The organism is Serinicoccus chungangensis (genome assembly GCF_001483745.1).
In the GTDB taxonomy this organism is placed as follows: domain Bacteria; phylum Actinomycetota; class Actinomycetes; order Actinomycetales; family Dermatophilaceae; genus Ornithinicoccus; species Ornithinicoccus chungangensis_A.
Genome location: NZ_LQBL01000028.1, coordinates 254087 through 279942, shown reverse-complemented (window position 1 = coordinate 279942; position 25856 = coordinate 254087). Strand labels below are relative to the sequence as shown.

Below are 25856 nucleotides of genomic sequence, written 5' to 3'. Positions count from 1 at the left end.
GGGCGATGACGAAGGAGCAGACCCGCACCCGGATCCTCGACGCGGCCGAGTCGCTCTTCTTCACCGAGGGCATCGCCGCCACCGGTGTCGACCGGGTGGCGTCCGTCGCCGGGGTCTCGGTCGTCACGCTGTACGCCCACGCCGGCAGCAAGGACGGTCTGCTGGCCGACGTCCTGCAGCGTCGGCTCGACGGCTGGCGTGCCGTGTGGGACGAGCAGGTCGCGGCCGCCCCGGTGCCGCAGGAGCGCGTGCTCGCCGTCTTCGACGCGCTCGTGGCCTTCCGGGCCCGCTCGTCGTCGGCCCAGTGGTGCTCCTTCCTCGCGACGGCCTCCGAGCGCCCCGCGTCCTCGGGTGGGGCGGAGGGTGAGGACCGCGCCGGGGAGCTGGTCGACGCGGACACCGCCGGTCTCGTCGGTCGGCTGCGCGAGCTGGCCGCGGAGGTGGACCCGGAGCAGGCCGAGGTGATCGCCGACACCGTCCTGCTCCTCTACAACGGCGCCCTGGCCAGCCTCCTGCGGGGTGTCCCGCAGGACCCGGCCGAGCGGGCCGCGCAGGCGGCGCGGGCCGCGCTGGGCTGGCAGCGGCCGGGCTGACCGCAGGACGGGCGGGACGAGCGAGACGGGCGGCACGGGCGGCACGGGCGGCACGGGCGGACGGGTGACGGTGGGCGACCATGGTGGACATGGCACGCGACCTCGACATCGCCCTCTTCGGCGCCACCGGTTTCGTCGGCCGGCTGGTCGCCGAGCACCTCGCGCGGACCGCACCCGACGGGGTGGTCGTCGGGCTGGCCGGACGCTCGCGGGAGCGGCTCGCGCAGGTGCGGTCGGGTCTGGAGGCCCGCGCCGCGGACTGGCCGCTGCTCGTCGCCGACTCCGGCGACGCCGCCACCCTCCGGGCGCTGGCCGCGCGGTCCCGTGTCGTCGTCAGCACGGTCGGGCCCTACCAGCGGCACGGCATACCCCTGGTCGAGGCCTGTGCCGACGCCGGCACGGACTACGCCGACCTGACCGGCGAGGTGCTCTTCGTCCGCGAGGTGGTCGACCGCTTCCACGAGAGGGCCCGGGAGAGCGGCGCGCGGGTCGTCGTCTCCTGCGGCTTCGACTCGGTGCCCTCCGACCTGGGGGTGCACCTGCTCCACCACGCCGCGCGGACCGACGGTGCGGGCGGCCTCACCGACACCACCCTGTGGGTGCAGGAGGGCAGGGGCGGGGTCAGCGGCGGCACCGTCGACTCGCTGCGGGTCCAGCTGCAGCGGACCCGCGAGGACCCCGCGCTGCGCCGGGTCGTCCAGGACCCCTTCGCCCTCAGCGGCGGCCACCGCGGCGCACCCGGACAGCGCGAGCACTGGCGCCCGTTCGTGGAGGAGCGCACCGGCCGGTGGGCGGTGCCCTTCGTCATGGCGCCCTACAACACCCGGGTCGTGCGGCGCTCCGACGCGCTGCTCGGCGGCGCCTACGGACCCCGCTTCCGCTACCGCGAGCTGGTGGGCACCGGGCGGGGGGTGCGCGGTGCCCTGCAGGCCCGGGCCCTGCTCGCCGCGATGGGCGTGGTCCTGGGGGCGACGGCGGTGCCGGGGCTGCGCGCGGTGGTGGACCGCCTCCTCCCGTCCCCGGGGGAGGGCCCCGGCCCGGAGCGGCGCGCGGCCGGGTCCTTCCGCACCGAGACGACGACCACGACCGAGGACGGCTCGCGGTATGCCGCGACCGTCGGCGCCCAGGGCGACCCCGGGTATGCCGCCACGTCCGTGATGCTGGGCCGGTCGGCGCTCGTGCTGCTCGCGACCCGCGACGAGCCCGGGCGCGGGGGCGGGGTGCTGACCCCCGCCGTGGCGCTGGGGGACGACCTCGTGCAGGGGCTGCGCAGCGAGGGCTTCACGCTGGACGTGCGGCGCCTGGACGGCCCCACGACGTCCGGGGCCCGGGGTGGGCGCGGCGGTCTCCGGTAGTCTCCCACTCGTGCGCCGCGCGGCGCGGGACGTGGGACGTGGAGGCACGATGAGGATCTCTGGGGTGGTCGCGGTGGCGCTCGCCGGGGCGCTGCTGCTGGCCGGGTGCGAGGGGAGCGCCGGACCGCAGGAGAGCGACCCGGCGCAGGCCGAGGCGGGCGAGGTCACGAGCCCGCCCCCCGGCCCGGACGACGCGGTCGCCAGCACCGCGCCGTCCACCTCCTCGGGGGTGCCCGAGCTGGTGCCGGTCGCCTGGCCGGACGCCCCGCGCGAGCTGACCGAGGTCGAGCAGGAGTTCATGTACGCCCCCGGGCCCTACGCCGGCGAGGCCTACGACGAGGACGCGGCCTACCAGGCGGTGCTGGCGATGGAGCCGGGCAGCGCCGCGGAGTGGCAGCGGGCCATCCAGTCCCAGGTGCAGGGTGACTACGCCGAGGACGTCCAGGCCGCGATCCTCTTCGACCCGAGCCTGTCGGAGGTCTCGGCCGGACCGACGGAGGGGGACGCGCCGGAGGTCGAGGCCGTCGGCAGCAACCACTTCGCCGTCGTGCTGGACGCCAGCGGCTCGATGTCGGCGCAGGCCCGGGGTGGGACGCGGATGGCGGAGGCCACGTCCGCGATCGCCGACTTCGCCGACAGCCTGCCCGAGGGGTCGACCCTGAGCCTGCGGATCTTCGGCCACGAGGGCGACAACACCGACGCCGGCAAGGCCGACTCCTGCGCCTCCAGCGAGGTCGTGTTCGAGGGCGAGGCCGCCGGCCAGGGCCTCCAGCAGGCGCTGGGGCAGGTGCAGCCGGTCGGGTGGACCCCGCTCGCCCGCGCCGTCACCGACGCGGCCGAGGACATCCCCGAGGACGCCAGCGACGGGATCGTGTATGTCGTGACGGACGGTCTGGAGTCGTGCGGCGGCGACCCGGTCGAGGCGGCCGAGGACCTGGCCGACTCCGGCATCGAGCCGGTCGTCAACGTCATCGGCTTCGAGGTCGGCGACGCCGACCAGGAGGCGCTGCGGGCGATGGCCCGGGCGGGGGGCGGTGAGTTCACCGACGTCGGCTCGGGTGCCGACCTCGAGGAGTACTGGGCGCAGGAGTACTCCCGGATGATGGACGCCTGGAGCGAGTGGCGGCAGGCCGAGCTCGAGCGGGTCCAGGACGAGGGGCGGGCGTCGATGGCGGAGGCCAGCGAGGTCGGGCAGCGGCTCATGGACGGCGCGCAGGACGAGGGGGAGCGGGCGATGGACCTCGCCTCCCGTCTGCAGGACGAGGAGGCGGTCGACCGCGCCACGGGCAACGAGGTCTGGCGCTGGGCGCTGGACCGCAAGAACGAGATGTGGCGCTGGGCGCTGGACCGCAAGAACTCCAACTGGCGGGCGGCCTACCGCGAGCAGACCAGCAGCTGGCGGGAGGTCTACGACGAGGGCAGCGCCCGGTGGTCGGAGTACTACCGGCAGCAGCGCGGCGGCTGAGCGCGGACCGGTGGCGGACGGATGACGGAGGGCGGCGCGCCGGTCGACGACGAGCGCTGGCTCGTCGTGCGCGGCCGACGGTGGCGACGTCAGGATCCCGCGCTGCCCGAGGACGTGGCGCAGCGTCTGCTCTCGCACCTGGGTCGTGGCCGGTCGGGCGTGCGCGCGCTCCGGGGCGCCGGCGAGGACCCGGCCCCCGCGCGGCGGCGGGTCGACCTGGCCAAGCACGGGCTGGGGGAGCGCGGCGAGCCGTGGTGGGACCAGGGCGAGCAGGAGCGCCGCGAACGCTGGGAGACCGCGCTGCGCGAGCTGGACGCGCTGGACGAGGCCGGCTCCGGTGGCCGCGGGGAGGACCCCGCCTGAGGCCCGACGCGCCCGTCAGTGCCGGCCGCAGAGCCAGGCGAGGAAGCCGGGCCGTGGAGGCGCGGCCGACGCGACCGAGCCGTGCTGGGCGACCGCCATCGCGGCCTGCTCGGCCTCGCGCGCCGAGGTCGCGGCATGCTCCGCCTGGGCCCCGGCGACGTAGCCCTCCGGCGTCGCGAAGGGGATCTCGGCGGCGCTGACGTCCCCGCTGCGCAGGTCGACCTGCTCGCTGAGGTAGCGCAGGCCCACGACGAAGGTCGCCGCGAAGGGCACCGCCAGGAAGGCGCCGATGATGCCGAAGAGCGTGCTGCCGCCGGCGACGGCGAGCAGGACGATCCCGGGGTGCATCTGCATGCTGCGGCCCTGGAGCATCGGCTGCAGCACGTTGCCCTCGATCTGCTGCACGCCGATGACGATGGCGAGGACGATGAGGGCGCTCGTGAACCCCTGGGTGACGAGCGCGACGAGCACCGCGATGCCGCCGGCGACCACGGCCCCCACGATGGGGATGAACCCGCCGAGGAAGGTCAGGACCGCGAGGGTGAGGGCGAGGGGCACCTGCAGGATGAGCAGCCCGGCACCGATGAGGACCGCGTCGACCGCGCTGACGATGGCCTGGGTGCGGATGAACCCGCCCAGCGTCGTCCACATCCGCGTCAGCGCCTCGGTGAGGTGGCGGCCCACCGTGCGCCCGGTGACCCGTCGGACCCACGGGAGGAACTTGGGTCCGTCCTTGAGGAAGAAGAAGAGCAGCACGACCATGAGGCCCAGCGTCACGAGGGCCGACCCGACGGCACCGAGCCCCGAGGCGACGGCCCCCGCGGCCTCGCTGCTGCGCTCCTGGATCCAGCTGATGGCGCTGGTGAGGTACTCGTCGATCTGCGCGTCGTCGAGGTTGAGCGGAGGTCCGCTGATCCAGCGGCGGACCTGGTCGACCCCCTCACCGGCCTGGCCGAAGATCTCCCGGGACTGCGTGACGATGGAGGGGACGAGCCCGGCGAGGACGCCGACGAGCAGCGCGAACGACAGCACCAGCGTGAGGATGGTGGCGAGGCTGGCGGGCAGCCCGATGCGACGGCCCAGGGCCACGACCGGCGCCAGCAGCGTCGCGACGATGAGGGCGAGCAGGATGGGCAGGACCCCGAACCAGACCCTGCTGAGGACCCACCACACGAGCCAGAGCGCCGCCGCGATGATGACGGCCCGCAGGCACCAGGCCGTGACGAACCGGAGTCCGTCGCCGACCACCCGCATCCGGTCGATGCCCACGTTGGTGGTCGGGGCCGGTGGCCCCTCCGGCCGGGGCCTGCTCCCGGGCACGGGGGGCGGCCGGTGACCCGGCTCGTCGGCCGGCTCCTCGGCCCTGACGTCGAGCGAGGCGGCGGCGCGGGCCTCGTGGGGCAGGTCGTGGGTCGGCATGGCACGCAGCATAGGCGCCCCGCGCACCCCGGTCTCAGCGACGGGGCGCCAGCATGTTCGCGTCGAAGTAGGCGCCCAGCTCCTGCGTCGCGGTCAGCGGGAGGATCGCCGAGACGTACTGGTCCGGCCGCACGACGACGACCACCCCGTCCCGGGACAGCCCGCGCTCGACGAAGATGTCCGTGTCCGTCCAGGCGTTGGGCGCGGCGGCGAAGACCTTCTCCCAGTCGGTGAGGCCCAGCGGCCCGCTCCGGGGGAGGAACACCTCTGGGACCTGACCGAGGTCGACGTCCTCGTAGGCCTGCTGGTAGACGACCTTGACGTCGAAGACGGCGTCCGGGTCGGCCCCCTCCGGCGTGAACCGGGAGACCGGGGACTCCGGCGACGCCACCCATGCGGCCCAGTCGGAGAGCGCCGAGGCCTCGCCGGCGACGGGCGCGTCCGCGAAGGCGTAGATGCGCCACCGTCCGTCCGCCCGTGCGTGGTGCCCCAGGTGCACGGCGTTGCCGTCACAGACCCGGACCACCTCGGCGGACTTGAGGCGCTTGCCCAGCGGGAACCCCTCGGCCAGGTCCTGGTGGCCGGTGTCGGCCACGAGGGTGGAGGGGGCGTACTGGGTCATGAAGCCGGAGGGGAACTCGGCGGTGCCCAGGTAGAAGGTCGCCAGCTCGGAGGGGTCGGAGATGTCCTGCGGCTTGCGCGCCATGAGGGATGACCACTCACGGTCGAAGTCGATGAGCTCCTGGGCGACCGGCTGACGCTCGGCCGAGTAGGTCGAGAGCAACGAGGCGGGGCTGAGCCCGGTGAGCACGTGACCGAGCTTCCACCCGAGGTTGAAGCCGTCCTGCATCGAGACGTTCATGCCCTGGCCCGCCTTGGCGCTGTGCGTGTGGCAGGCGTCGCCGGTGAGGAAGACCCGCGGTGCCCGGTCCGAGCCCTCCGGGACGTCGTCGAACTTGTCGGTCACCCGGTGACCGACCTCGTAGACGCTGTGCCAGGCGACCTCCTTCACGTCGATGGAGTAGGGGTGCAGGATCTCGTTGGCCCGCCGGATGATGTCCGCGATGGGGGTGCGCCGGATCGCGTGGTCAGGGTCCTCCGGCGACTCGCCCAGGTCGATGTACATTCGGCTGAGGTAGCCCCCCTCGCGGGGGATGTGCAGGATGTTGCCGGCCGCGGCGTTGATCGCGCACTTCGTGCGCCAGTCGGGGAAGTCGGTGTTGACGAGCACGTCCATGACGCCCCAGGCGTGCGCGGCGGACTGCCCCGTGTGCCGCCGCCCGATGGCCTGGCGCACCCCGCTGCGCGCGCCGTCGCACCCCACGACATACCTCGCCCGGACCGTGCGCTCCTCGCCCTCCTGGTCGCCGGCGACGTGGCGGAGGCGGACCTCGACGGGGTGGTCGCCCTCCTCGTGGACGGTGAGCCCGACGAACTCCACGCCGTAGTCCGGGACGATCCGGCCGGGTCCGTGGCGCGCGGCCTCGGCGAAGTAGTCGAGCACCCGCGCCTGGTTGACGATGAGGTGGGGGAACTCGCTGATCTTCAGCCCGTAGTCCTCGGTCCGGGCGGTGCGGACGATGTTCTCCGGGTGCTCGGGGTCGGGGCCCCAGAAGTTCATGTAGGCGATGTTGTAGGCCTCCGCGACGATGCGCTCGGCGAACCCGAAGGCCTGGAACGTCTCGACGCTGCGCGGCTGGATGCCGTCCGCCTGACCCAGCGGCAGCCGGCCCTCCCGCCGCTCGATGATCCGGGTGGACACCTGGGGGAACTGCGACAGCTGCGCCGCCAGCAGCATGCCCGCCGGGCCCGACCCGACGAGCAGCACGTCGGTGGTGTCCGGGAGCTCGGTGGGGCGGTCCACCCCCGTGCCGGCGGCCTCCTGCACGCGCGGGTCGCCCGACACGTAGCCGTGGTGGTGGAACTGCATGGGTGGTGACTCCTTCGTCGACCGGGGACGGCGGGCTGCGCTGCACGGACCGGCTCAGCATCGCACGGCGGGCGGGGACGGGTCCGGACCCGTCGGACGAGCGGGCTGTGGTCCCCTTCGGCGCGACCACGGACTCCGGCTACGGTCTAGCCATGACGATGAGCGAGGGAGCTCCGATGCCGACCGGCCGCACCACCGACGGCGCCGCCGACACCGCACCGGAGGAGGAGGGCCCGGACCCGCGGTTCGCCGCGCTGCCGGGCCGGCCCGGCAAGATCATCGCCGTGCACCTCAGCTACCGCTCGCGGGCCGACCAGCGCGGGCGGCGGCCGGAGGCGCCGTCCTACTTCCTCAAGCCGTCGAGCTCGGTGGCGGCGTCCCCGAGCACGGTCGAGCGCCCCCCCGGGACCGAGCTGCTGGCCTTCGAGGGAGAGGTGGCCCTGGTCATCGGCAGACCGGCACGCCACGTCACCGAGCAGGACGCGTGGTCGCACGTCGGGTGGGTGACGGCTGCCGACGACCTCGGGCTCTACGACCTGCGCGCCAACGACAAGGGGTCCAACACCCGGTCCAAGGGGCGCGACGGGTACACCCCGGTCGGACCGGGGCTCGTGGACGCGAGCACCGTCGACCCGGCCGGGCTGCGGGTCCGCACCTGGGTGAACGGCGACCTCGTGCAGGAGGACACCACCGCGGACCTGCTCTTCACGCTCCCGCAGATCGTCGCCGACCTCGCGCAGCACCTCACCCTGGAGACCGGGGACGTCATCCTCACCGGCACCCCCGCCGGCTCCTCGGTCGTCGTCCCCGGTGACGTCGTCGAGGTCGAGGTGGACGCCCCCACGGCCGCGGGCACGCCCAGCAGCGGTCGGCTCGTCACCACCGTGGTCGAGGGGGAGGGCGGCTTCGACCCCGGCCTGGGGTCGCTGCCCTCGGTCGACGACACGCAACGGGCCGAGGCGTGGGGCTCCCGGGAGGCGGCCGGTCTGCCGGCCGAGGACCCCGGTGCCGAGGAGGCCCAGGGGGAGACCGCGGCTGGACCCGGCCTCGACCCGGACCTGCGGGAGCTGCTCCTGCAGGTGCCCGTCGCCGGGCTGTCGCAGCAGCTGCGCCAGCGCGGGCTCGACAACGTCACCATCGACGGGGTGCGCCCGCTGCACCCCGGGGCCAAGCTCGTGGGCGTGGCCCGCACCCTGCGCTTCGTGCCCAACCGCGAGGACCTCTTCCGCAGCCACGGCGGGGGCTACAACGCCCAGAAGCGGGTCTTCGACGCCGTGCGCGAGGGCGAGGTCGTCGTCATCGAGGCGCGCGGCGAGGCCGGCTCGGGGACCCTCGGCGACATCCTCGCGATCCGCGCCCACGCCAACGGCGCCGCCGGCATCGTCACCGACGGCGGGGTGCGGGACCACGACGCGGTCGCCGCCGTCGGCATCCCCGTCTACAGCGCGGGCGCCCACCCCGCGGTCCTGGGGCGCCGACACGTGCCGTGGGACCACGACCTCACCATCGCCTGCGGCGGCACGACGGTCCAGCCCGGCGACATCCTCGTCGGCGACGCGGACGGGGTCGTCGTCATCCCGCCCGGCCTGGCCCGCGAGGTCGCCGACGCCGCCCTCGCCAAGGAGTCCGAGGACGCCTGGATCGCCGAGCGGGTCGCCGAGGGCCACCCCGTCGACGGGCTCTTCCCCATGGACGCCGGGTGGCGGGCGAGGTACGACTCCTGGCGCCACGAGCAGGCCTGAGCCGATGACGCCGATCCCGACCACCCCAGGAGGAGCACGATGACCGACCCCACCGGACCCACGGGCGCGGGGCACCGCCCCGCGGACCTGCCCGAGCGCATCCAGCACTACATCGACGGCGAGCTCGTCGACTCCCTCGACGGGGCGACCTTCGAGGTGCTCGACCCCGTCTCGAACGAGACCTACCTGCACGCGGCGGCCGGCACGCAGGCCGACGTCGACCGAGCCGTCGCCGCCGCCCGTCGCGCCTTCACCGAGGGGCCCTGGCCGGGGATGCTGCCGCGCGAGCGCAGCCGCATCCTGCACCGGGTCGCCGACATCGTGGAGTCCCGGGACGCCCGGCTGGCCGAGCTGGAGTCCTTCGACTCCGGGCTGCCGATCACCCAGGCCCTCGGCCAGGCCCGCCGGGCCGCGGAGAACTTCCGGTTCTTCGCCGACCTGGTGGTGGCGCAGGCGGACGACACCTACAAGGTGCCCGGGCGCCAGGTGAACTACGTCAACCGCAAGCCCATCGGGGTGGCGGGGCTCATCACCCCCTGGAACACGCCGTTCATGCTGGAGTCCTGGAAGCTGGGCCCGGCGCTGGCCACCGGCAACACGGTGGTGCTCAAGCCGGCCGAGTTCACCCCGCTGTCGGCCTCGCTGTGGGCAGGGATCTTCGAGGAGGCGGGGGTGCCGCCGGGGGTCTTCAACCTGGTCAACGGGCTGGGGGAGGAGGCCGGTGACGCGCTGGTCAAGCACCCCGACGTCCCGCTCATCTCCTTCACGGGGGAGAGCAGCACCGGGCAGCTCATCTTCGCCAACGCCGCGCCCCACCTCAAGGGCCTCTCCATGGAGCTGGGCGGCAAGTCGCCGGCCGTCGTCTTCGCCGACGCCGACCTGGACGCGGCCATCGACGCGACGATCTTCGGGGTCTTCTCCCTCAACGGGGAGCGGTGCACCGCGGGCAGCCGCATCCTCGTGCAGCGCGAGGTCTACGACGAGTTCGTCGAGCGGTATGCCGCGCAGGCGCAGCGCGTCGTCGTGGGGCACCCGCACGACGAGCGGACCGAGGTCGGTGCCCTGGTCCACCCCGAGCACTTCGACAAGGTCATGGGCTACATCGAGCTGGGCAGGAGCGAGGGCCGTCTGGTCGCCGGCGGCGGCCGGCCCGAGGGCTTCGAGACGGGCAACTTCGTCGCGCCGACGGTCTTCGCGGACGTCCCCCGGGACGCCCGGATCTTCCAGGAGGAGATCTTCGGGCCGGTCGTCGCGATCACCCCCTTCGACACCGAGGCGGAGGCCCTCGAGCTGGCCAACGGGGTGAGGTACGGGCTCGCCGCCTACATCTGGACCAACGACCTCCGGCGGGCGCACACCTTCGCCCAGAGCGTGGAGGCGGGCATGGTGTGGCTCAACTCCAACAACGTCCGCGACCTGCGCACGCCCTTCGGGGGCGTCAAGGCCTCGGGCCTGGGCCACGAGGGCGGCTACCGGTCCATCGACTTCTACACCGACCAGCAGGCCGTGCACATCACCCTGGGCGCCGCCCACCACCCCACCTTCGGCAAGCAGGACCCGGCGGGCCGTTGACCGCCCGCCCCGGGCAGCCGCCCCGACCACCCCGACCTCGCAAGGACGCGACATGAGCGACAGGCATACCGACAAGACCCTCACCTCCTCGGGCTACTACGTGTCCCAGGAGGCGCCCATCCACACCGACGACCCGGTCCCGACCCCGTCGGTACCGGCGCCCGACATCCTGCGCTGCGCCTCCATGGAGATCGTCGTCACCGACCTGGCCGCCTCGCGGGCGTTCTACGTGGACGTCCTCGGGCTGACCGTGACCGAGGAGGACGAGTCGACCGTCTACCTGCGCTCGATCGAGGAGTTCATCCACCACAACCTCGTCCTGCGCCAGGGGCCGGTCGCCGCGGTGGCGGCCTTCTCCTACCGGGTCCGCACCCCGGAGGACCTGGACAGGGCGGTCGCGTTCTACACCGAGCTGGGGTGCCGCGTCGAGCGGCGGCCCGAGGGCTGGGTCCGGGGCGTCGGCGACTCGGTCCGCGTCACCGACCCGCTCGGCTTCCCCTACGAGTTCTTCCACGACGTCGAGCACGTGGAGCGCCTGGCCTGGCGCTACGACCTCTACACCCCCGGTGCGCTGGTGCGCCTGGACCACTTCAACCAGGTGACCCCCGACGTGCCCCGCGCCACGCGGTTCATGCAGGACCTCGGGTTCCGGGTCACCGAGGACATCCAGGACGACGCGGGCACGGTGTATGCCGCGTGGATGCGCCGCAAGCCGACCGTGCACGACACCGCCATGACCGGCGGTGACGGCCCGCGCATGCACCACGTCGCCTTCTCGACGCACGAGAAGCACAACATCCTGGCGATCTGCGACAAGCTCGGGGCGCTGCGCCGGTCGGACGCCATCGAGCGCGGCCCGGGCCGGCACGGCGTGTCCAACGCCTTCTACCTCTACCTGCGCGACCCGGACGGGCACCGCGTGGAGATCTACACCCAGGACTACTACACCGGCGACCCCGACAACCCGGTCATCACCTGGGACGTCCACGACAACCAGCGCCGCGACTGGTGGGGCAACCCGGTGGTGCCGTCGTGGTACACCGAGGCCTCGCTCGTGCTCGACCTCGACGGCGACCCGCAGCCGGTCGTGGCGAGGACGGACGACTCCGAGATGCAGGTGACCATCGGCGCGGACGGCTTCTCCTACACCCGGCGCGACGAGGACGAGGAGATGCCCGACTGGAAGAAGGGCGAGTACAAGCTGGGGCACCAGCTGTGACCGGGGAGGACCAGGGATGCTGACGCCCGAGCAGATCGCGACGATCGCCGAGGAGCTGGCCGAGGCCGACCGGACGCACTCGGTCGTCCCGCGCATCACGGCGCGCCACCCCGAGGCCACCATCGAGGACTCCTACGCCATCCAGGGCGTGTGGCGGGACCGGAACCTCGCCGCCGGCCGCCGGCTGGTGGGCCGCAAGATCGGGCTGACCTCCAAGGCCATGCAGCAGGCCACGGGGATCACCGAGCCGGACTACGGCGTCATGTTCGACGACACCGTCCACGCCTCCGGGGCCGAGATCCCGGTCGACGACTTCTCCAACGTGCGGGTCGAGGTCGAGCTGGCGTTCGTCCTCGCCGAGCCGCTGACCGGGCCGGACTGCACCCTGGAGGACGCGCTGGCGGCGATCGACCACGCCGTCCCGGCGCTGGAGGTCCTCAACTCCCACATCGAGCTCGAGGGCCGCACCATCGTCGACACCATCAGCGACAACGCGGCCTACGGGGCCATGGTGCTCGGCGACGTCCGCCGGCGCCCGGACGAGGTCGACCTGCGCTGGGTCCCCGGGGTGCTGTCCCGCAACGGGGAGGTCGAGGAGACCGGCGTCGCCGCCGGCGTCCTGGGCCACCCCGCCACCGGCGTGGCCTGGTTGGCCAACAAGGTCCACCAGCACGGGGACCGGCTCGAGGCCGGGGAGATCATCCTCGCGGGGTCCTTCACCCGCCCGGTCTGGGTCTCGAGGGGCGACACCATCCACTGCGACTACGCCGACATGGGGACCATCACGTGCCACTTCGTCTGACCTCCACCCTCCGCGAGGCGCTCGCCCGCGCCGACCGGCCGCTGGTCGGCATGTGGGTCTGCTCGGGCTCGCCGCTCGTGGCCGAGATCGCCGCGGGCTCGGGCCTGGACTGGCTGCTCATCGACATGGAGCACGCCCCCAACGGGCTGGAGTCGGTCCTCGCGCAGCTGCAGGCGGTGGCTGCATACCCCGTCGTCGCCGTCGTCCGCGTCCCCTCCGCCGACCCCGTGGTCATCAAGCAGGTCCTGGACCTGGGGGCGCAGACCATCCTCGTCCCCATGGTCGAGAGCGTGCAGGAGGCCGTCGCGGCGGTGTCGGCCGTGCGCTACCCGCCGCGGGGACGCCGCGGTGTCGGGTCGGCCCTCGGGCGCTCGGCCCGGTGGAACCGGGTCGAGGGCTATCTGGGCGACGCCGACGACCACGTGTCGCTGCTCGTGCAGGTCGAGTCCGACGCCGCGGTCGCGGCGGCCGGCGAGATCGCGGCCGTCGACGGCGTCGACGGGGTCTTCGTGGGGCCGAGCGACCTCGCGGCGTCGATGGGCCTGCTGGGGCAGCAGACCCATCCGGACGTGCGGGCGGCCGTGCGGCGGACCTTCGAGGCCACGCGGGCGGCCGGCACCCCCGTCGGGGTGAACGCCTTCGACCCGGCCGTGGCGGACGACTACCTCGGGCAGGGTGCCGCCTTCGTCCTCGTGGGTGCCGACGTCGCGCTGCTCGCCCGCGGCTCGGAGGCGCTGGCCGGCCGGTTCCTCCCGGACGGTGCCGGGCAGCAGGAGCGCTCCTGAGGCGGTCCGCGAGGGACGCGTATGATCGGGGCCGTCCGGCGCTTCGCCGTCGGTGCTCGAAAAAGGAGCACACAGCGGCGTGCCGCACCCGCGAGACACATACGGCCTGACCCCCCGTCCGTCTCTCGCGAAGGAGCACCTGCGTGCCCACCGTCTCCGCCCACGTCGCCCTCACCCTGGCCCGCCACGTCGACCACGTCTTCGGGGTCATGGGCAACGGCAACGCCCACGTCCTGGACGCCCTCGAGCGCTCGAGGGACGTGCAGTTCACCGCGGTCCGCCACGAGGCCGGGGGAGTGGTGGCGGCGGACGCCCACCACCGGGCCTGCGGGCGGATCGCCGCTGCCACCTCCACCTACGGCGCCGGCTTCACCAACACGCTCACCGCGCTGGCCGAGGCGGTGCAGGCCAAGGTGCCGCTCGTCCTCGTCGTCGGCGACGGCCCGACCTCCGGCCCGCGGCCCTGGGACGTCGACCAGATCGCCCTGGCGTCCGCGGTCGGCGCCCGCACCTACACCGTCGGGCGGACCGATGCCGCCGCCACGACCGTCATCGCCATCGAGCACGCCCTGACCTACCGGGTGCCGACCGTCCTGGCGGTGCCCTACGACGTGGCCCGGCTCGAGGTCGGGCCGGTGCCGGAGGTGCCCGCCCCGCTCACCCCGGCGCCCCGGGCGCCGGTCGGCGACTTCGCCGCCGGCGCCGTCGCGGACATCGCCACCGCGCTGGCCGGGGCGCAGCGGCCGCTGCTGCTCGCCGGTCGCGGTGCGTGGCTGGCCGGCGCGGGGGAGGCGTTGGGGGAGCTCGCGGACGCCACCGGTGCGGTCACCGCCACCACCTCGCTGGGGCGCAGCATCTTCCCGCGGGCGGAGTACGACCTGGGGGTGGTCGGCGGCTGGGGCGCCGAGGGCGCGATGGACCTCGTCCGCGAGGCCGACGTCGCGGTCGTCTTCGGCGCCTCGCTCAACCAGTTCACGATGCGCTTCGGCGAGCTGTTCGCGCCCGGCACCCGGATCCTCCAGGTCGACGTCGCGCCGGCCGCCACGCATCCCCACGTCGGGGGCTACGTCCAGGGGGACGCGGCCCTCGTGGCGCGTGCGGTCACCGAGCGGCTCACCGGGCTCGGCCACGCCCCCGGCGGGTGGCGCGAGAGCGTGCCCGTCGGCGACCTGCGCGCCTACCACCCGGGGCAGGACCTGGCGCCGGACGGTCGGCTGGACCCGCGGTCCGTGGCGGTCCGGATCGGGGAGCTGCTCCCGCAGGACCGGGTGGTGGTCTCCGACGGCGGGCACTTCATCGGGTGGGCGAACATGTACTGGCCGGTGGCCTCCCCGGACCGGATGATCATGGTGGGGACGGCCTTCCAGTCCATCGGGCTGGGGTGGCCCTCGGTGCTCGGGGCCGCGCTCGCGCGGCCGGAGGCGACCGTCGTGCTCACCACCGGGGACGGCGGTGGGCTCATGGCCCTGGCCGACCTGGAGTCGGCGGTCCGCGTCGCCGGCGGGTCGGGCCTGGCCGTGGTCTGGAACGACGGCGCCTACGGCGCCGAGGTCAACCTCTACGGGCTGCAGGGGCTGGCGCTCGAGCCGATGCTCATCCCGCAGGTCGACTTCGCCGCCCTGGCCGCCGGGGTCGGCGCCGAGGGGGTCGTGGTGCAGACCCTGGCCGACCTCGACCGGCTCGCCGACTGGGCGGCGCAGCCGGTCGACGATCGCCCGTTCCTCGTCCTCGACTGCCGGGTGTCCCGCGACGTCGTCGCGCCCTACCAGGAGGAGATCATCCGGGTGAACAACTGAGATGCCCGCGGCCGGCCCACCACGGCGGGCGGCCACCCCGGGCGGGCGGTAGCCCCCGGACAGCTCGAAGGGCCCGGTGCTTCGTGGCGCCGGGCCCTTCGTCGCGCCGTCAGCCGACCAGGCGCTGCATCTGGTCGATCTGCACGGCCTGGGTGACCATCATGTCGGTCGCCAGCTGCTGCACGGTGACGTCCGAGCCGTGGATGATCTCGTCCACGGCCATGTCGATGGCCCCCTCGTGGTGGGGCACCATGAGCTCGACGAAGAGGGTGTCGAAGGCCGCGCCCTCCGCCTCGGCGAGCTGCTGCATCTGCTCCGGCGACGCCATACCCATCTGCTCACGCATGGCGGGGTCGGCGACCATCTGCTCGTAGGCCGCCACCTCGTCGGTGACCGGGTGGCCGTGGGCGCCCTGCCAGCCCTGCATGACGTCGATCTCGAGCTCCTGCTCCAGGAGCATCCGGTCGGCCAGCGCCGCGAGCTGCGGGTCGGCCATCCGGTCCTCGGCGAGCTGCGACATGAGGATCGCCTGGTAGTGGTGCGGCACCATCATCGACATGAACATCGTGTCGGCCTCGCCGGACTGGTGCGCCAGGTCGTGACGGCTCTGCGCGACCAGGCGCTCGGCCTGCGGCGCCGGGACGACCTGAGCGCTGGCGCCCGGGGCGGCGGGGACGACCGCGGAGGTGACGTCCTTGCCGTCGAGACCGGGGGCGTTCCCCGGGCGGGAGCCGGAGCGTCCCGGGGTCGACTCGTACTGCGTCTGGGCGTTGAGGAAGTCCATCTTCACCCGGTTGTCACCCTTGGTGCCACGCACCTTGAGCACGTCCAGCCCCTGCGTGATGTCGCTGGAGTAGATGTGCCCGTTGTAGTAGTACGCCGACCAGGAGCCACCGAGGACGAGGTTGTCGTCGTCGATCGGACCGCGGTCGAAGTAGGCGATCTCCTCGGGGTTGTCGGAGTCGGTGAAGTCGAACACCGAGACGCCGCCCTGGTACCACGCCTGCACCATGACGTCACCCTTGACGACCGGGATGATCGAGCCGTTGTGCGCGACGCAGTTCTCCGTGTCCTCCTGGTAGCGGGGGATCTTGTAGTAGCTGCGGAAATCCAGCGACGCGGTGTCGTCGTAGGCGATGTCGAAGATCGCGTTGGCGCCGCGGTTCGGCCCGACCGCCTCGTTGCAGGTGGCCGCACCGCCGCCGCCCAGCTCGTCGGTGAAGACCACCTTGGAGCCGTCGTCGTTGAAGGTGGCCGAGTGCCAGAAGGCGAAGTTGGAGTCCTGCACCTGCTCGGTGACGACCGGGTTCACCGGGTCGGAGATGTCCATGAGGATGCCGTCGCCCATGCAGGCGCCGGCTGCCAGGTCACGCTCGGGGTATGCGGTGATGTCGTGGCAGCCGCTCGTGCCCGGTCCGCCGCCCTCGGGGAAGAGGACCGGCTCGGAGACCACCGCGGCCGACGCCGGGTCCTCCGTGGGCACCTCGACGACCGAGATGCCGTCGTGCGGCGGCTGGCAGTTGGGGAAGCGTGAGTTGGGACCGTAGGAGGAGACGTAGAGGTAGTTCGTGCCCTCGTCCTCACCCGGGACCAGGGTGTGGGTGTGCGAGCCGCAGTCGGTGCGCACGGCCTTGACGTAGTCCGGGCTCTCGAGGTCGGAGATGTCGAAGATCCGCATACCCTCCCAGGAGGTCGGGCTGAGGATGCTGCCGGACGTGCTGGAGCAGGTGTCGTCGGAGCGGGGGGAGTCCACCGACATGAAGAGCAGCGAGCCGTCCTCGGAGACGGACACGTCGCCCTGGCCGCCGGGGCACAGCACCTGGGTGACGAGCTCGGGGTCCCGGGGCTTGGAGATGTCCCAGATCCGGAATCCGTCGTAGTTGCCCTGGAAGGCGTAGTCGCCCCAGAAGGCGATGTCGGAGTTGAAGCCCTCCAGCGGCGCCTGCTTCGGGGTGTTGCTCAGCAGCGTCATGTTGTCGCTGGTCTCGATGTCGTCCGGGTCGGCCTGGACCGCTCCCGGGAGGTACGCGACGCTCAAGGTCGTCGCGAGGACCGCCGTCGCCGCCGTACGCAGCAGACGTCTGGTCCGGTTCGTGGTGTCGCCCATGACAGCCAACCTCCAGTGGTTCTCGGGGATCCTTCGACCCTAGGTAGGTGACCCGCGTCACCGGGCGGACTTGACCAAATCATGGGCCAAACTTTGCCCGCCCCTGGGGTTGGTCGGTGGTCCCAGGCGCGGCCGGCCGTGGCGGGGGAGATCGCCCGTCCGGCCCCCGGCCTTCTCTACCCACCGAGCGTCGTGAATGGTTGTCTCTGAACCGACCGGGCGTCGCGAATGGCTGCACCGGGTCGGCTCCGGCAACCATTCGCGACGCTCGGTGGGCGGTGGCGCAACCATTCGCGACGCTCGGTGGGGTGGTTGTCGCGGGTCATGCCCGGGTCGCCTGCGCGAGCAGCTCCAGCACGTGCCGGTACGGCTGGCCGGTGGCCCGGGTCATCCCGATCTCGCAGGTGCGGTTGGAGGAGACGAAGCCGAGCGCGCCGGCAGGGGTGGGGGCGCTGCTCGGGGAGGCGTGCTCGGCACGGGGAGGCATCACCCGCGCGACGATACCCGCGACCTCGGCGGCCTCGTCGGCGGTGGCCGAGGCGGTGAGCTCGGGGTGCAGCAGGCCGCGGTCCCCGGCGAAGGCGCAGCAGCCCCAGGACACGGGCACCACGACGTCGGTCGAGACCGCCTCGGCCAGCGCCACGAGCGCCTCGGTGCTCCCCGCCCGCTCGGAGGAGCACGTCGGGTGCACCACGAGGGTGCGGTCGGTGCGGCGGACGTCGAGGCGGGGGAGCACGGTGTCCCGGACGAAGTCGACGGCGTCCACCACCCGCACCTCGGGCGCGCGCTCGGCGAGCATGACCAGCAGCCCCTCCACGCAGGAGGACGCCTCGACCACCACGGGGAGCCGGCCACCCTCGGTGGCCTCCCGCAGGGCCGGGACCACGCGGTCGGCCATGACGGCATACCCGCTGGTCAGACCCTTGGACTTCCACGGCGTGCCGCAGCACAGGCCGCCGATCCCGGAGGGGGTGCGCAGCGGGACGCCGGCGCGCACGCACAGCTCGACGAGCGCCCCGCCCGCCCCGGGGCCGAGGTCGCCGGTGTGGCCGCCGGGCTCGGTCCCGAACATCTCGCCGATGCAGGTGCTGAAGAGCACGGCCACCGGGGAGGCGGTCGTCAGCTCGCGTCTCCGGCTGCCCCCACCGGGCAGCCGCGCGTCGTAGAGCGGCACGGTGTCGGCTCCCGCGACGGCGCGCACGACGCGGGTGGCGGCCACCGGCACCCCGGAGGGCACCAGCCGGGCCGCGCCGAGCGCGAGCCCGCCCAGGGGCGCCACCGCCCCCCAGGCGCGGGCGGCCCCCGCCCAGGCCGCCTCGGTCAGGCGGCCGGCCGACTCCCGGCGCAGCCGCCGGGTGAGGTCGCCGGTGTCGATGCGGACCGGGCACGCGCTCTGGCACATCCCGTCGACGGCGCAGGTCTGGGTGCCGTCGTAGTCGTAGTCGCGCTCGAGGGAGTCGGCGAGCGCGTGGTCACCGGCGGCGCGGGCGGTCTGGATGTCGCGGCGCACCACGATCCGCTGACGCGGGGTCAGGGTGAGGTCCTTGGACGGGCAGACCGGCTCGCAGTAGCCGCACTCGACGCACCGGTCGACCTCCTCCTCCACCGGCGGGGAGGGCTTGAGGTCCCGCAGGTATGACGTGGGCTCGTCGGAGAGCACGGCCGCCGGGTTGAGCAGCCCCCGGGGGTCGAGGAGCCGCTTGATCTCCCACATCACCGCGTAGAGCTCGTCGCCGTACTGCCGACGGACGAAGGGTGCCATGATGCGGCCGGTCCCGTGCTCGGCCTTGAGCGAGCCGCCCTGGCCCAGCACCAGGTCGACCATGTCCTCGGTGAAGGCGGCGTAGCGGCGCATCGCGTCCGGGTCGTCGAAGCGTTCGTTGAGCAGGAAGTGGACGTTGCCGTCGCGGGCGTGCCCGAAGATCACCGAGTCCTCGTAGCGGTGCGTGTCGAACAGCTCAGTCAGCGCGACGCAGGTCTCCCCGAGCACGTCGACGCCGACGACGACATCCTCGAGCAGCGCGTTGGTGCCGGCGGGGCGGGCCTCGGCGACGGCGGAGAACAGACCCTTGCGGACCCTCCACAGCGCGGCCCGCTCGCGGGCGTCCCGGGTGAGCCGGGCGGGCCTGGTCAGCGCCAGCCCCTCGAGGGTCGCGGCGGCCGACCCCAGCGTCGCGTCCAGCTCGGCGGGGCTGTCCCCCTGCCACTCGACCAGCAGCGCCGCGTGCTCGTCGACCTCCAGCTCGGCGATCTGCGACGGGCAGCGGGGGTCCTGCTGCGCCACCCGCAGCGACGCGGCGTCGAGCAGCTCGGCCGTGGCGACACCGGTCGCGGCGAGGTCGGGCACGGACCCGGTGGCCGCGCCGACGGTGTCGAGGACGAGCAGCCCGGTCGCGACCTCCGGGTGGACGGGCACGGTTGCCAGGACGGCCGAGGCGACGAAGCCGAGCGTGCCCTCGCTGCCCACCATGAGGTGCACGAGCATGTCCAGCGGTCGCTCGTAGTCGAGCAGGGCGTTGACGCCGTAGCCCATGGTGTTCTTCATCGCGAACAGCCTGCGGATCGTCGCCACCGACTCCGGGTCGGCGAGCACCCGTCGGCGCAGGGCCAGCAGGCCGGCGACCAGCTCAGGCTCGCGGGCCGCCAGCTCGGCCTCGGCATCCGGGGCGGCCGAGTCGATGACGGTGCCCGAGGGCAGCACGAAGGTCAGGGACTCGAGGGTGGCGTAGGTGTTGAGCTCGGTGCCACAGTGCATGCCGCTGGAGTTGTTGGCGATGACGCCGCCGAGCGTGCACGCTCCCTCGCTGGCCGGGTCGGGCCCGAGCTTGCGGTGGTACGGCGCGAGCCGGGCGTTGACCGCCCGGACCGTCACGCCGGGCTGGACGCGGACGCGGGCGCCCCCGTCCAGCACCTCGATGTCGGTGAAGTGCCGGCGGGTGTCGACCAGCACCGCGTCGGTGATCGCCTGCCCGGACAGGCTGGTGCCGCCGGAGCGGAAGGTGATCGGCGCGCCGGCCCGGTCGCAGGCCGCCATGACGGCGGCCACCTGCGCGGTGGAGGTCGGACGGACCAGCAGCTCGGGCGTCAGCAGGTAGTGCGACGCGTCGTGCGCCAGCGCGTGCAGGTCCAGCGGCCGCCGGCTGACCGCGCCGTCTCCCAGCTGCTCGCCGAGCGAGCTCGCGAGCCGGCTCCAGGGGATCTCCAGATTCGTCGACGGCACACCGGTCAGCCTAGTCCGGCAGCGTCTCGCCGCCTCACACGGTGCGCAGGAAGTCCAGGTGCGCCTCGTAGGCGTCGAGGCAGTCGTGGATGACCTGCGCGCGGGTGAACCCCATGACGTCGTAGTCCTGACCGCCATCCGCCAGGTGCACCTCGAGCCGGGCGTACCGGTCGCGGTTCCCGATCATCCGCCCGCCGTAGGTCGGGACGGGGTGCTGGGAGATCTTGACCCGGTAGAGGAAGGGGTGCTCGTCCTCGCCGGTCCGCAGCTCGACGAACCGGCCGCCCTCGTTGTCCTGGTCGTCGGGCGGGGCGGTGCCGCTGCTCGTCTCGGCCCTCACCCCGCGGCTGCGCAGCTCCTCGGCGACCTCGGTGAGCGCCGGGTCCACGACGCTCTCCAGGTATGCCTCGGCGTCCTCGGTGTCGACGAAGTTGGTCGCCCGGGCCACCCGCGCCTTCCACGTCTCCCGGTCCGCCGTCCCGTCACCCACGGCATACAGCACGGCGTGGGTGCCGTTGCCCGCGTCGACGCGGCGCAGCTCGGTGCGCAGGGCCGTGAAGAGCCCCCACATGACCAGCACCAGCACGACGGCGAAGGGGAGGCCCATGATGACCGTGGCGTACTGCAGCGCGTAGATGCCGCCGACGGCCAGCACCGCGATGGTCAGCAGGCCGGTGGCCGCCGCCCAGACGATGCGCAGCCAGGGCGCGCAGTCCTCCTGCACCTCCCGCAGCTGCGAGCACAGGTTGCCCATGACCAGGGCGCCGGAGTCGGCCGAGGTGACGTAGAACAGCAGCCCCACGGCGGTGGCCAGGAGCACGAGCAGCCCGGCTGCCGGGTAGTCCTGCAGCAGCATGAAGAAGCCCCGGCCGTCGTACTCCTGCGCCGCGGCCGCGAAGTCGGCGTCGCCGTCCCGCACCCGGGCCAGCGCCGCGTTGCCGAAGATCGAGACCCACATGACGATGTAGGCGAACGGGATGACCATGGTGCCGGCGACGAACTGCCGGATGGTGCGGCCGCGGGAGATGCGGGCCAGGAACATGCCGACGAAGGAGGCCCAGGCCACCCACCAGGCCCAGAAGAAGAGGGTCCAGAGGTTCATCCACTCGTTGGCCCCGTCGTAGGCCATGGTGTCCATCGTCATGGAGGGGAAACGGGCGACGAAGTCGCCGACGTTCATCACGACGCCCTCGATGAGCAGCTGGGTGCGGCCGGTGACGAGCACCCACGCCGCGAGGCCGAGGGCGAGCAGCACGTTGAGCTGGGAGAGGAACCGGATGCCCTTGTCGACACCGGTCGTGGCCGAGATCGCGGCCATGGTGATGGCCAGGACGATGAGGCCGATCTGGGCGGCCAGACCCTGCTGTATGCCGAACAGCTCGCCGAGGCCGAAGTTGAGGAAGACGACGCCGATCCCGAGGCTGGTGGCCACCCCGAAGATGGTGCCGAGCACCGCCGCGGTGTCCACGGCGTGGCCGAGCGGGCCGTCGATGCGGCGGCCGAAGACGGGCGCGAGGGCCGAGCGGACCGCGAGCGGCAGGTTGAGCCGGTAGGCGAAGAAGGCCAGCGCCATCCCCATGAGCGCGTACATGCCCCAGCCGGTGATGCCGTAGTGGAACAGCGTCCACACCGTGGCCTCCCGGGCCGCCTGCACCGTCTCGCCCTCGATGAGCGGGGGAGAGATGTACTGGGTCACCGGCTCCACGACGGAAAAGAACATGACGTCGGTGCCGATGCCGGCGGCGAAGAGCATCGAGGCCCAGGCGAAGGTGGAGAACTCGGGCCGGGAGTGCGCCGGGCCGAGGCGCAGCGTGCCGTAGCGGGAGAACCCCAGGAAGAGCACGAAGACGAGGATCGCCGTGCCGAGCAGGATGTAGAACCAGCCGAACGTGGCTCCGACCCACTCCGTCCAGGAGAAGATGGTCTCGTAGACGCGGTCGGGCATGAGGATGGCCCAGGTCGCGAAGACGACGACGCCCACGAGGGAGGCGACGAAGACGGGCAGGCGGACCGGGGGCGACCCGGGCGGCTTCTCGGCGGGGGAGGGGGCAGGGGCGGCTTGCTCGGTCTTGGCGGTCATCACGGGTTCCTCTCGCTGGTGGACCCAGCCTCCCGTCGGAGCCGCTCGGCCGATGGCGGGTCCTGCATCGCGTCCCACGCGTCGTTGCGCGGGTCGCCCGGCGGGTACAGGGGCTGCCCGGTCCCGTGGCGGTACCACGGGACGTCGGAGGCGGGCAGCGGGGTGTTGCCGGTGATGAGGTCGGCGGCCTTCTCGGCCACCATCATCACGGGGGCGTAGATGTTGCCGTTGGTGACGAAGGGGAAGACCGAGGCGTCCACGACCGACAGGCCCTCGGTGCCGTGCACCCGCATCGAGGTGGGGTCGACGACCGCCCGGTCGTCCTCGGCGCCGCCCATCTTGGCCGTGCACGAGGGGTGCAGCGCGGTCTCGGCGTCCCCGCGCACCCACTCCAGGATCTCCTCGTCGGTCTCGACCTCGGGTCCGGGGGAGATCTCGCCGCCGCTGAACGGGGCGAACGCGGGCTGGCCGAGGATGTCGCGCGCGGCCCGGACCACCTCGACCCACTCGCGCCGGTCGGTGTCCGTGGAGAGGTAGTTGAACAGGATCGAGGGGCGCTGGGCCGGGTCGGCGGAGCGGATGTGCACGTGGCCGCGGGTGTCGGCATACATCGGGCCGATGTGCACCTGGTAGCCGTGGATCCCGTGCTCGGTCTCGGCCGGCTTGCTGCCGTCGTAGCGGATGGCGATCGGCAGGAAGTGGAACATGAGGTTGGGCCACTCGACCTGGTCGTTGGAGCGGATGAAGCCGCCGGCCTCGAAGTGGTTGCTGGCGCCGACGCCGCGGCGCGCGAAGAGCCACTCGGCGCCGATCCGGGGCTTGTGGTGGTGCGCCAGCCAGGGCGCGATGGAGACCGGCTGGGTGGAGGAGTGCTGGAGGTAGACCTCGAGGTGGTCCTGCAGGTTGGACCCGACGCCGGGCAGGTCGACCCGCGTCTGCACCCCGGCCGCGCCCAGCACCTCGGGGTCGCCGATGCCGGCCAGCTGCAGCAGCTGCGGGGTGGCGAAGGCCCCGCCGCAGAGGATGACCTCGCCGGCCTCGACGCTGCGGCGCAGCCGCCCGCCGCGCACGTAGTCCACGCCGGTGCACCGGGTCCCCTGCATGCGCAGACCGGTGACCGTCGCGAGCGTCTCGATGCGCAGGTTGCGCCGGTGCTCCACCGGGTGCAGGTAGGCCCGGGCCGCCGACAGCCGGCGGCCGCGGTGGACGTTGCGGTCGAACTTGGCGAAGCCCTCCTGGCGGTAGCCGTTGACGTCGTCGGTGAGCGGGTAGCCCGCCTCCTGCGTCGCCTCGAAGAACGCGCCGAAGAGTGGTGAGCTGGCCGGTCCACGCTCCAGCACGAGGGGGCCCGAGCCGCCGCGCCAGGCGTCGGCGCCGGTGCGCCCGTCCTCGAGCAGCACCGTCTCCATCCGCTTGAAGTAGGGCAGGCAGTGCGCGTAGTCCCAGTCCTGCATCCCGGGTTCGGCGGCCCAGCGCTCGAAGTCCATGGGGTTTCCGCGCTGGAAGATCATCCCGTTGATCGAGCTGGACCCGCCGAGGACCTTGCCGCGGGCGTGGTAGATGCGGCGCCCGCCCATCGCGGGCTCGGGGTCGGACTCGTACTTCCAGTCGTAGAAGCGGCTGCCGATGGGGAAGGGCAGGGCGGCCGGCATGTGGATGAAGGGGTCGAAGCGGAAGTCGTTGCGGCCCGCCTCGAGCACGAGGACCCGCGTCGAGGGGTCGCTGCTGAGCCGGTTGCCCAGGGCCGACCCGGCGGAGCCGCCGCCGACGATGACGTAGTCGTAGCGTTCAGGCATCGGGGGCCTCCGTGGGGGTGTCGGTGCTGGTGCGGTCGGCGAACCACCCGGCCGGTGCCGGGCGGGTGTTGTGCCAGATGTGCTTGGTCTCGCGGTACTCCTCCAGCCCCGCCCGCCCCAGCTCGCGCCCGATGCCGGACTGCTTGTAGCCGCCCCACTCCGCCCCGGGGACGTAGGGGTGGTAGTCGTTGATCCAGATGGTGCCGTGCCGCAGCCGGCCGGCCACCCGCTCCGCGCGCCCGGCGTTCTGCGTCCACACCGCCCCGGCGAGGCCGTAGATGGTGTCGTTGGCGATGGCCACCGCGGCGTCCTCGGCGGAGTCGGGGTCCGGGCCGGAGAAGGTCTCGACGGTGAGGACCGGGCCGAAGGACTCGTCGTGCACGCAGCGCATGTCCTGCGCGCAGCCGTCCAGAACGGTGGGGGAGTAGAACCAGCCGTCGGCGAGGTCGGCGTCCTCCGGCGGACCGCCCCCGCAGCGCAGCACGGCGCCGTCCTCGAGCGCCTCGGCGACGTAGCGGGCGACCTTGTCGCGGTGTGCCTCGCTGATGAGCGGCCCGGTCTCCGCGTCCTCGTCGAAGGGGCCGCCGAGGCGGATCCGCCGGGCGCGCTCGACGAGGGTGTCGACGACCTCGTCGTGCACGGACTCCTCGACGATGAGCCGGGCGCCGGCGCTGCAGACCTGCCCGGAGTCGAGGAAGACGGCGGTGAGCGCGTTGTCGATGGCGGCGGGGAGGTCGGCGTCGGCGAAGACGACGTTGGGGTTCTTGCCGCCCAGCTCGAGGGCGACCCGCTTCACGGTCGGCGCGGCGGCGGCCATGATGGTCCGGCCGGTCTCGACACCGCCGGTGAAGGACACGAGGTCGACCGCGTCGTGCGTGGTCATGGTCGGACCGACGGTGGCGCCGGAGCCGAGGACGAGGTTGGCGACGCCGTCCGGCAGGCCGGCGTCGGTGAGCGCGTGCATGAGCCAGACCGAGGTGTGCGGGGTCAGCTCGCTGGGCTTGAGGACGAAGGTGTTGCCGGCCGCCAGCGCGGGGGCGACCTTCCAGCTGGTCTGCAGCAGCGGGAAGTTCCACGGGGTGATGAGGCTGCAGACCCCGACCGGCTCGTGGACCACCTTGCTGGCGACGTCCGGCATACCGGTGTCGACGACCCGGCCCGCCTCGCTCGCGGCGAGGTCGGCGAAGTGCCGGAACACGGCCTCGATGTCGTCGACGTCGATCTGGGACTCGACGAAGCGCTTGCCGGTGTCCAGCGACTCCAGCCGGGCGACCTCGTCGCGGTCGGCGGCGAGCCGGTCGGCGACCCGGCGCAGCAGCGCCGCCCGCTCGGGTGCCGGGGTATGCGGCCACTCGCCTTCGTCGAAGGCGCGACGGGCGGCCAGGACGGCCGCCTCGGCGTCGTCCGCGGTCGCCTCGGCGACCACACCGACCTCGGTCTGGTCGGCCGGGCAGAGGATCGTCCGCGTCCCCCCGTCCGAGGCGTCGCGCCAGGTGCCGTCGATCAGGAGTTGGCTCATCGCCCATGGATACCAGGAAACCGGCCCCCCGTCGACATCCCGTCCGGACGGGGGTGCGGGTTGGCCGTGCGGGCGGGACCGATCTGGTGTTCC

The 25856-nt window shown here is 73.3% G+C and carries 17 protein-coding genes; 10 read left to right on the top strand and 7 right to left on the bottom strand.

What is annotated here, in order from left to right; all coding sequences use genetic code 11:
- The first annotated feature begins 5 nt into the window (after window positions 1-5).
- The 4 genes from AVL62_RS09835 (at window position 6) to AVL62_RS09820 (ending at window position 3776) form a co-directional block, all read left to right on the top strand.
- Window positions 6-593, top strand: a complete 588-nt coding sequence (locus AVL62_RS09835; RefSeq protein WP_058891460.1) for a TetR/AcrR family transcriptional regulator — start codon at window positions 6-8, stop codon at window positions 591-593.
- A gap of 89 nt (window positions 594-682) precedes the next feature.
- Window positions 683-1948: a saccharopine dehydrogenase family protein gene (locus AVL62_RS09830; protein ID WP_201023242.1), complete on the top strand. Its 1266-nt coding sequence runs from the start codon at window positions 683-685 to the stop codon at window positions 1946-1948.
- Between the two features lie 49 nt (window positions 1949-1997).
- A complete protein-coding gene (locus AVL62_RS09825) occupies window positions 1998-3413 on the top strand; it encodes a VWA domain-containing protein (protein ID WP_153011746.1) in 1416 nt (471 codons plus the stop codon).
- A 21-nt stretch (window positions 3414-3434) separates the two neighbouring features.
- On the top strand, window positions 3435-3776 hold the full coding sequence (locus AVL62_RS09820; RefSeq protein WP_058891457.1) for a hypothetical protein: 342 nt from the start codon (window positions 3435-3437) through the stop codon (window positions 3774-3776).
- A gap of 15 nt (window positions 3777-3791) precedes the next feature.
- Here AVL62_RS09820 and AVL62_RS09815 read toward each other — a convergent pair whose 3' ends face one another.
- Both AVL62_RS09815 and AVL62_RS09810 read right to left on the bottom strand, forming a co-directional pair.
- Window positions 3792-5195: an AI-2E family transporter gene (locus AVL62_RS09815; protein ID WP_058891791.1), complete on the bottom strand. Its 1404-nt coding sequence runs from the start codon at window positions 5193-5195 to the stop codon at window positions 3792-3794.
- Between the two features lie 34 nt (window positions 5196-5229).
- Window positions 5230-7125, bottom strand: coding sequence for an FAD-binding monooxygenase (locus tag AVL62_RS09810; RefSeq protein ID WP_058891456.1), 1896 nt, complete (start codon window positions 7123-7125; stop codon window positions 5230-5232).
- Window positions 7126-7301: 176 nt separating this feature from the next.
- Between AVL62_RS09810 and AVL62_RS09805 the strand changes: the two genes are divergently transcribed.
- From AVL62_RS09805 to AVL62_RS09780, 6 genes are all read left to right on the top strand, one after another.
- Window positions 7302-8867, top strand: a complete 1566-nt coding sequence (locus AVL62_RS09805) for a fumarylacetoacetate hydrolase family protein (RefSeq protein WP_058891790.1) — start codon at window positions 7302-7304, stop codon at window positions 8865-8867.
- Between the two features lie 39 nt (window positions 8868-8906).
- Window positions 8907-10439: a 5-carboxymethyl-2-hydroxymuconate semialdehyde dehydrogenase gene (gene hpaE / locus AVL62_RS09800; protein WP_058891455.1), complete on the top strand. Its 1533-nt coding sequence runs from the start codon at window positions 8907-8909 to the stop codon at window positions 10437-10439.
- Between the two features lie 52 nt (window positions 10440-10491).
- Complete coding sequence (gene hpaD / locus AVL62_RS09795) at window positions 10492-11658, top strand: 3,4-dihydroxyphenylacetate 2,3-dioxygenase (RefSeq protein WP_058891454.1); 1167 nt, start codon at window positions 10492-10494, stop codon at window positions 11656-11658.
- Between the two features lie 16 nt (window positions 11659-11674).
- Complete coding sequence (locus tag AVL62_RS09790) at window positions 11675-12460, top strand: 2-keto-4-pentenoate hydratase (protein ID WP_058891453.1); 786 nt, start codon at window positions 11675-11677, stop codon at window positions 12458-12460.
- Window positions 12445-13245 (top strand): HpcH/HpaI aldolase family protein, encoded by an 801-nt coding sequence (locus tag AVL62_RS09785; protein WP_058891452.1) that lies wholly within the window; start codon window positions 12445-12447, stop codon window positions 13243-13245. The genes AVL62_RS09790 and AVL62_RS09785 overlap by 16 nt, the downstream gene beginning before the upstream one ends.
- A gap of 143 nt (window positions 13246-13388) precedes the next feature.
- The gene (locus AVL62_RS09780) at window positions 13389-15041 is read left to right on the top strand and encodes a thiamine pyrophosphate-binding protein (RefSeq protein WP_058891451.1); all 1653 of its coding nucleotides are present in this window, start codon (window positions 13389-13391) and stop codon (window positions 15039-15041) included.
- A 109-nt stretch (window positions 15042-15150) separates the two neighbouring features.
- On the opposite strand, the gene AVL62_RS09775 is transcribed toward AVL62_RS09780, so the two are convergent.
- From AVL62_RS09775 to AVL62_RS09755, 5 genes are all read right to left on the bottom strand, one after another.
- Window positions 15151-17148 (bottom strand): DUF305 domain-containing protein, encoded by a 1998-nt coding sequence (locus tag AVL62_RS09775; protein WP_083518853.1) that lies wholly within the window; start codon window positions 17146-17148, stop codon window positions 15151-15153.
- A gap of 322 nt (window positions 17149-17470) precedes the next feature.
- Window positions 17471-20368 (bottom strand): FAD-binding and (Fe-S)-binding domain-containing protein, encoded by a 2898-nt coding sequence (locus AVL62_RS09770; RefSeq protein WP_058891450.1) that lies wholly within the window; start codon window positions 20366-20368, stop codon window positions 17471-17473.
- A 34-nt stretch (window positions 20369-20402) separates the two neighbouring features.
- Window positions 20403-22448: a choline BCCT transporter BetT gene (gene betT, locus AVL62_RS09765; RefSeq protein WP_058891449.1), complete on the bottom strand. Its 2046-nt coding sequence runs from the start codon at window positions 22446-22448 to the stop codon at window positions 20403-20405.
- Complete coding sequence (gene betA, locus AVL62_RS09760; RefSeq protein ID WP_058891448.1) at window positions 22448-24244, bottom strand: choline dehydrogenase; 1797 nt, start codon at window positions 24242-24244, stop codon at window positions 22448-22450. The genes betT and betA overlap by 1 nt, the downstream gene beginning before the upstream one ends.
- Window positions 24237-25763: an aldehyde dehydrogenase family protein gene (locus AVL62_RS09755; protein WP_058891447.1), complete on the bottom strand. Its 1527-nt coding sequence runs from the start codon at window positions 25761-25763 to the stop codon at window positions 24237-24239. The genes betA and AVL62_RS09755 overlap by 8 nt, the downstream gene beginning before the upstream one ends.
- Window positions 25764-25856 lie beyond the last annotated feature (93 nt).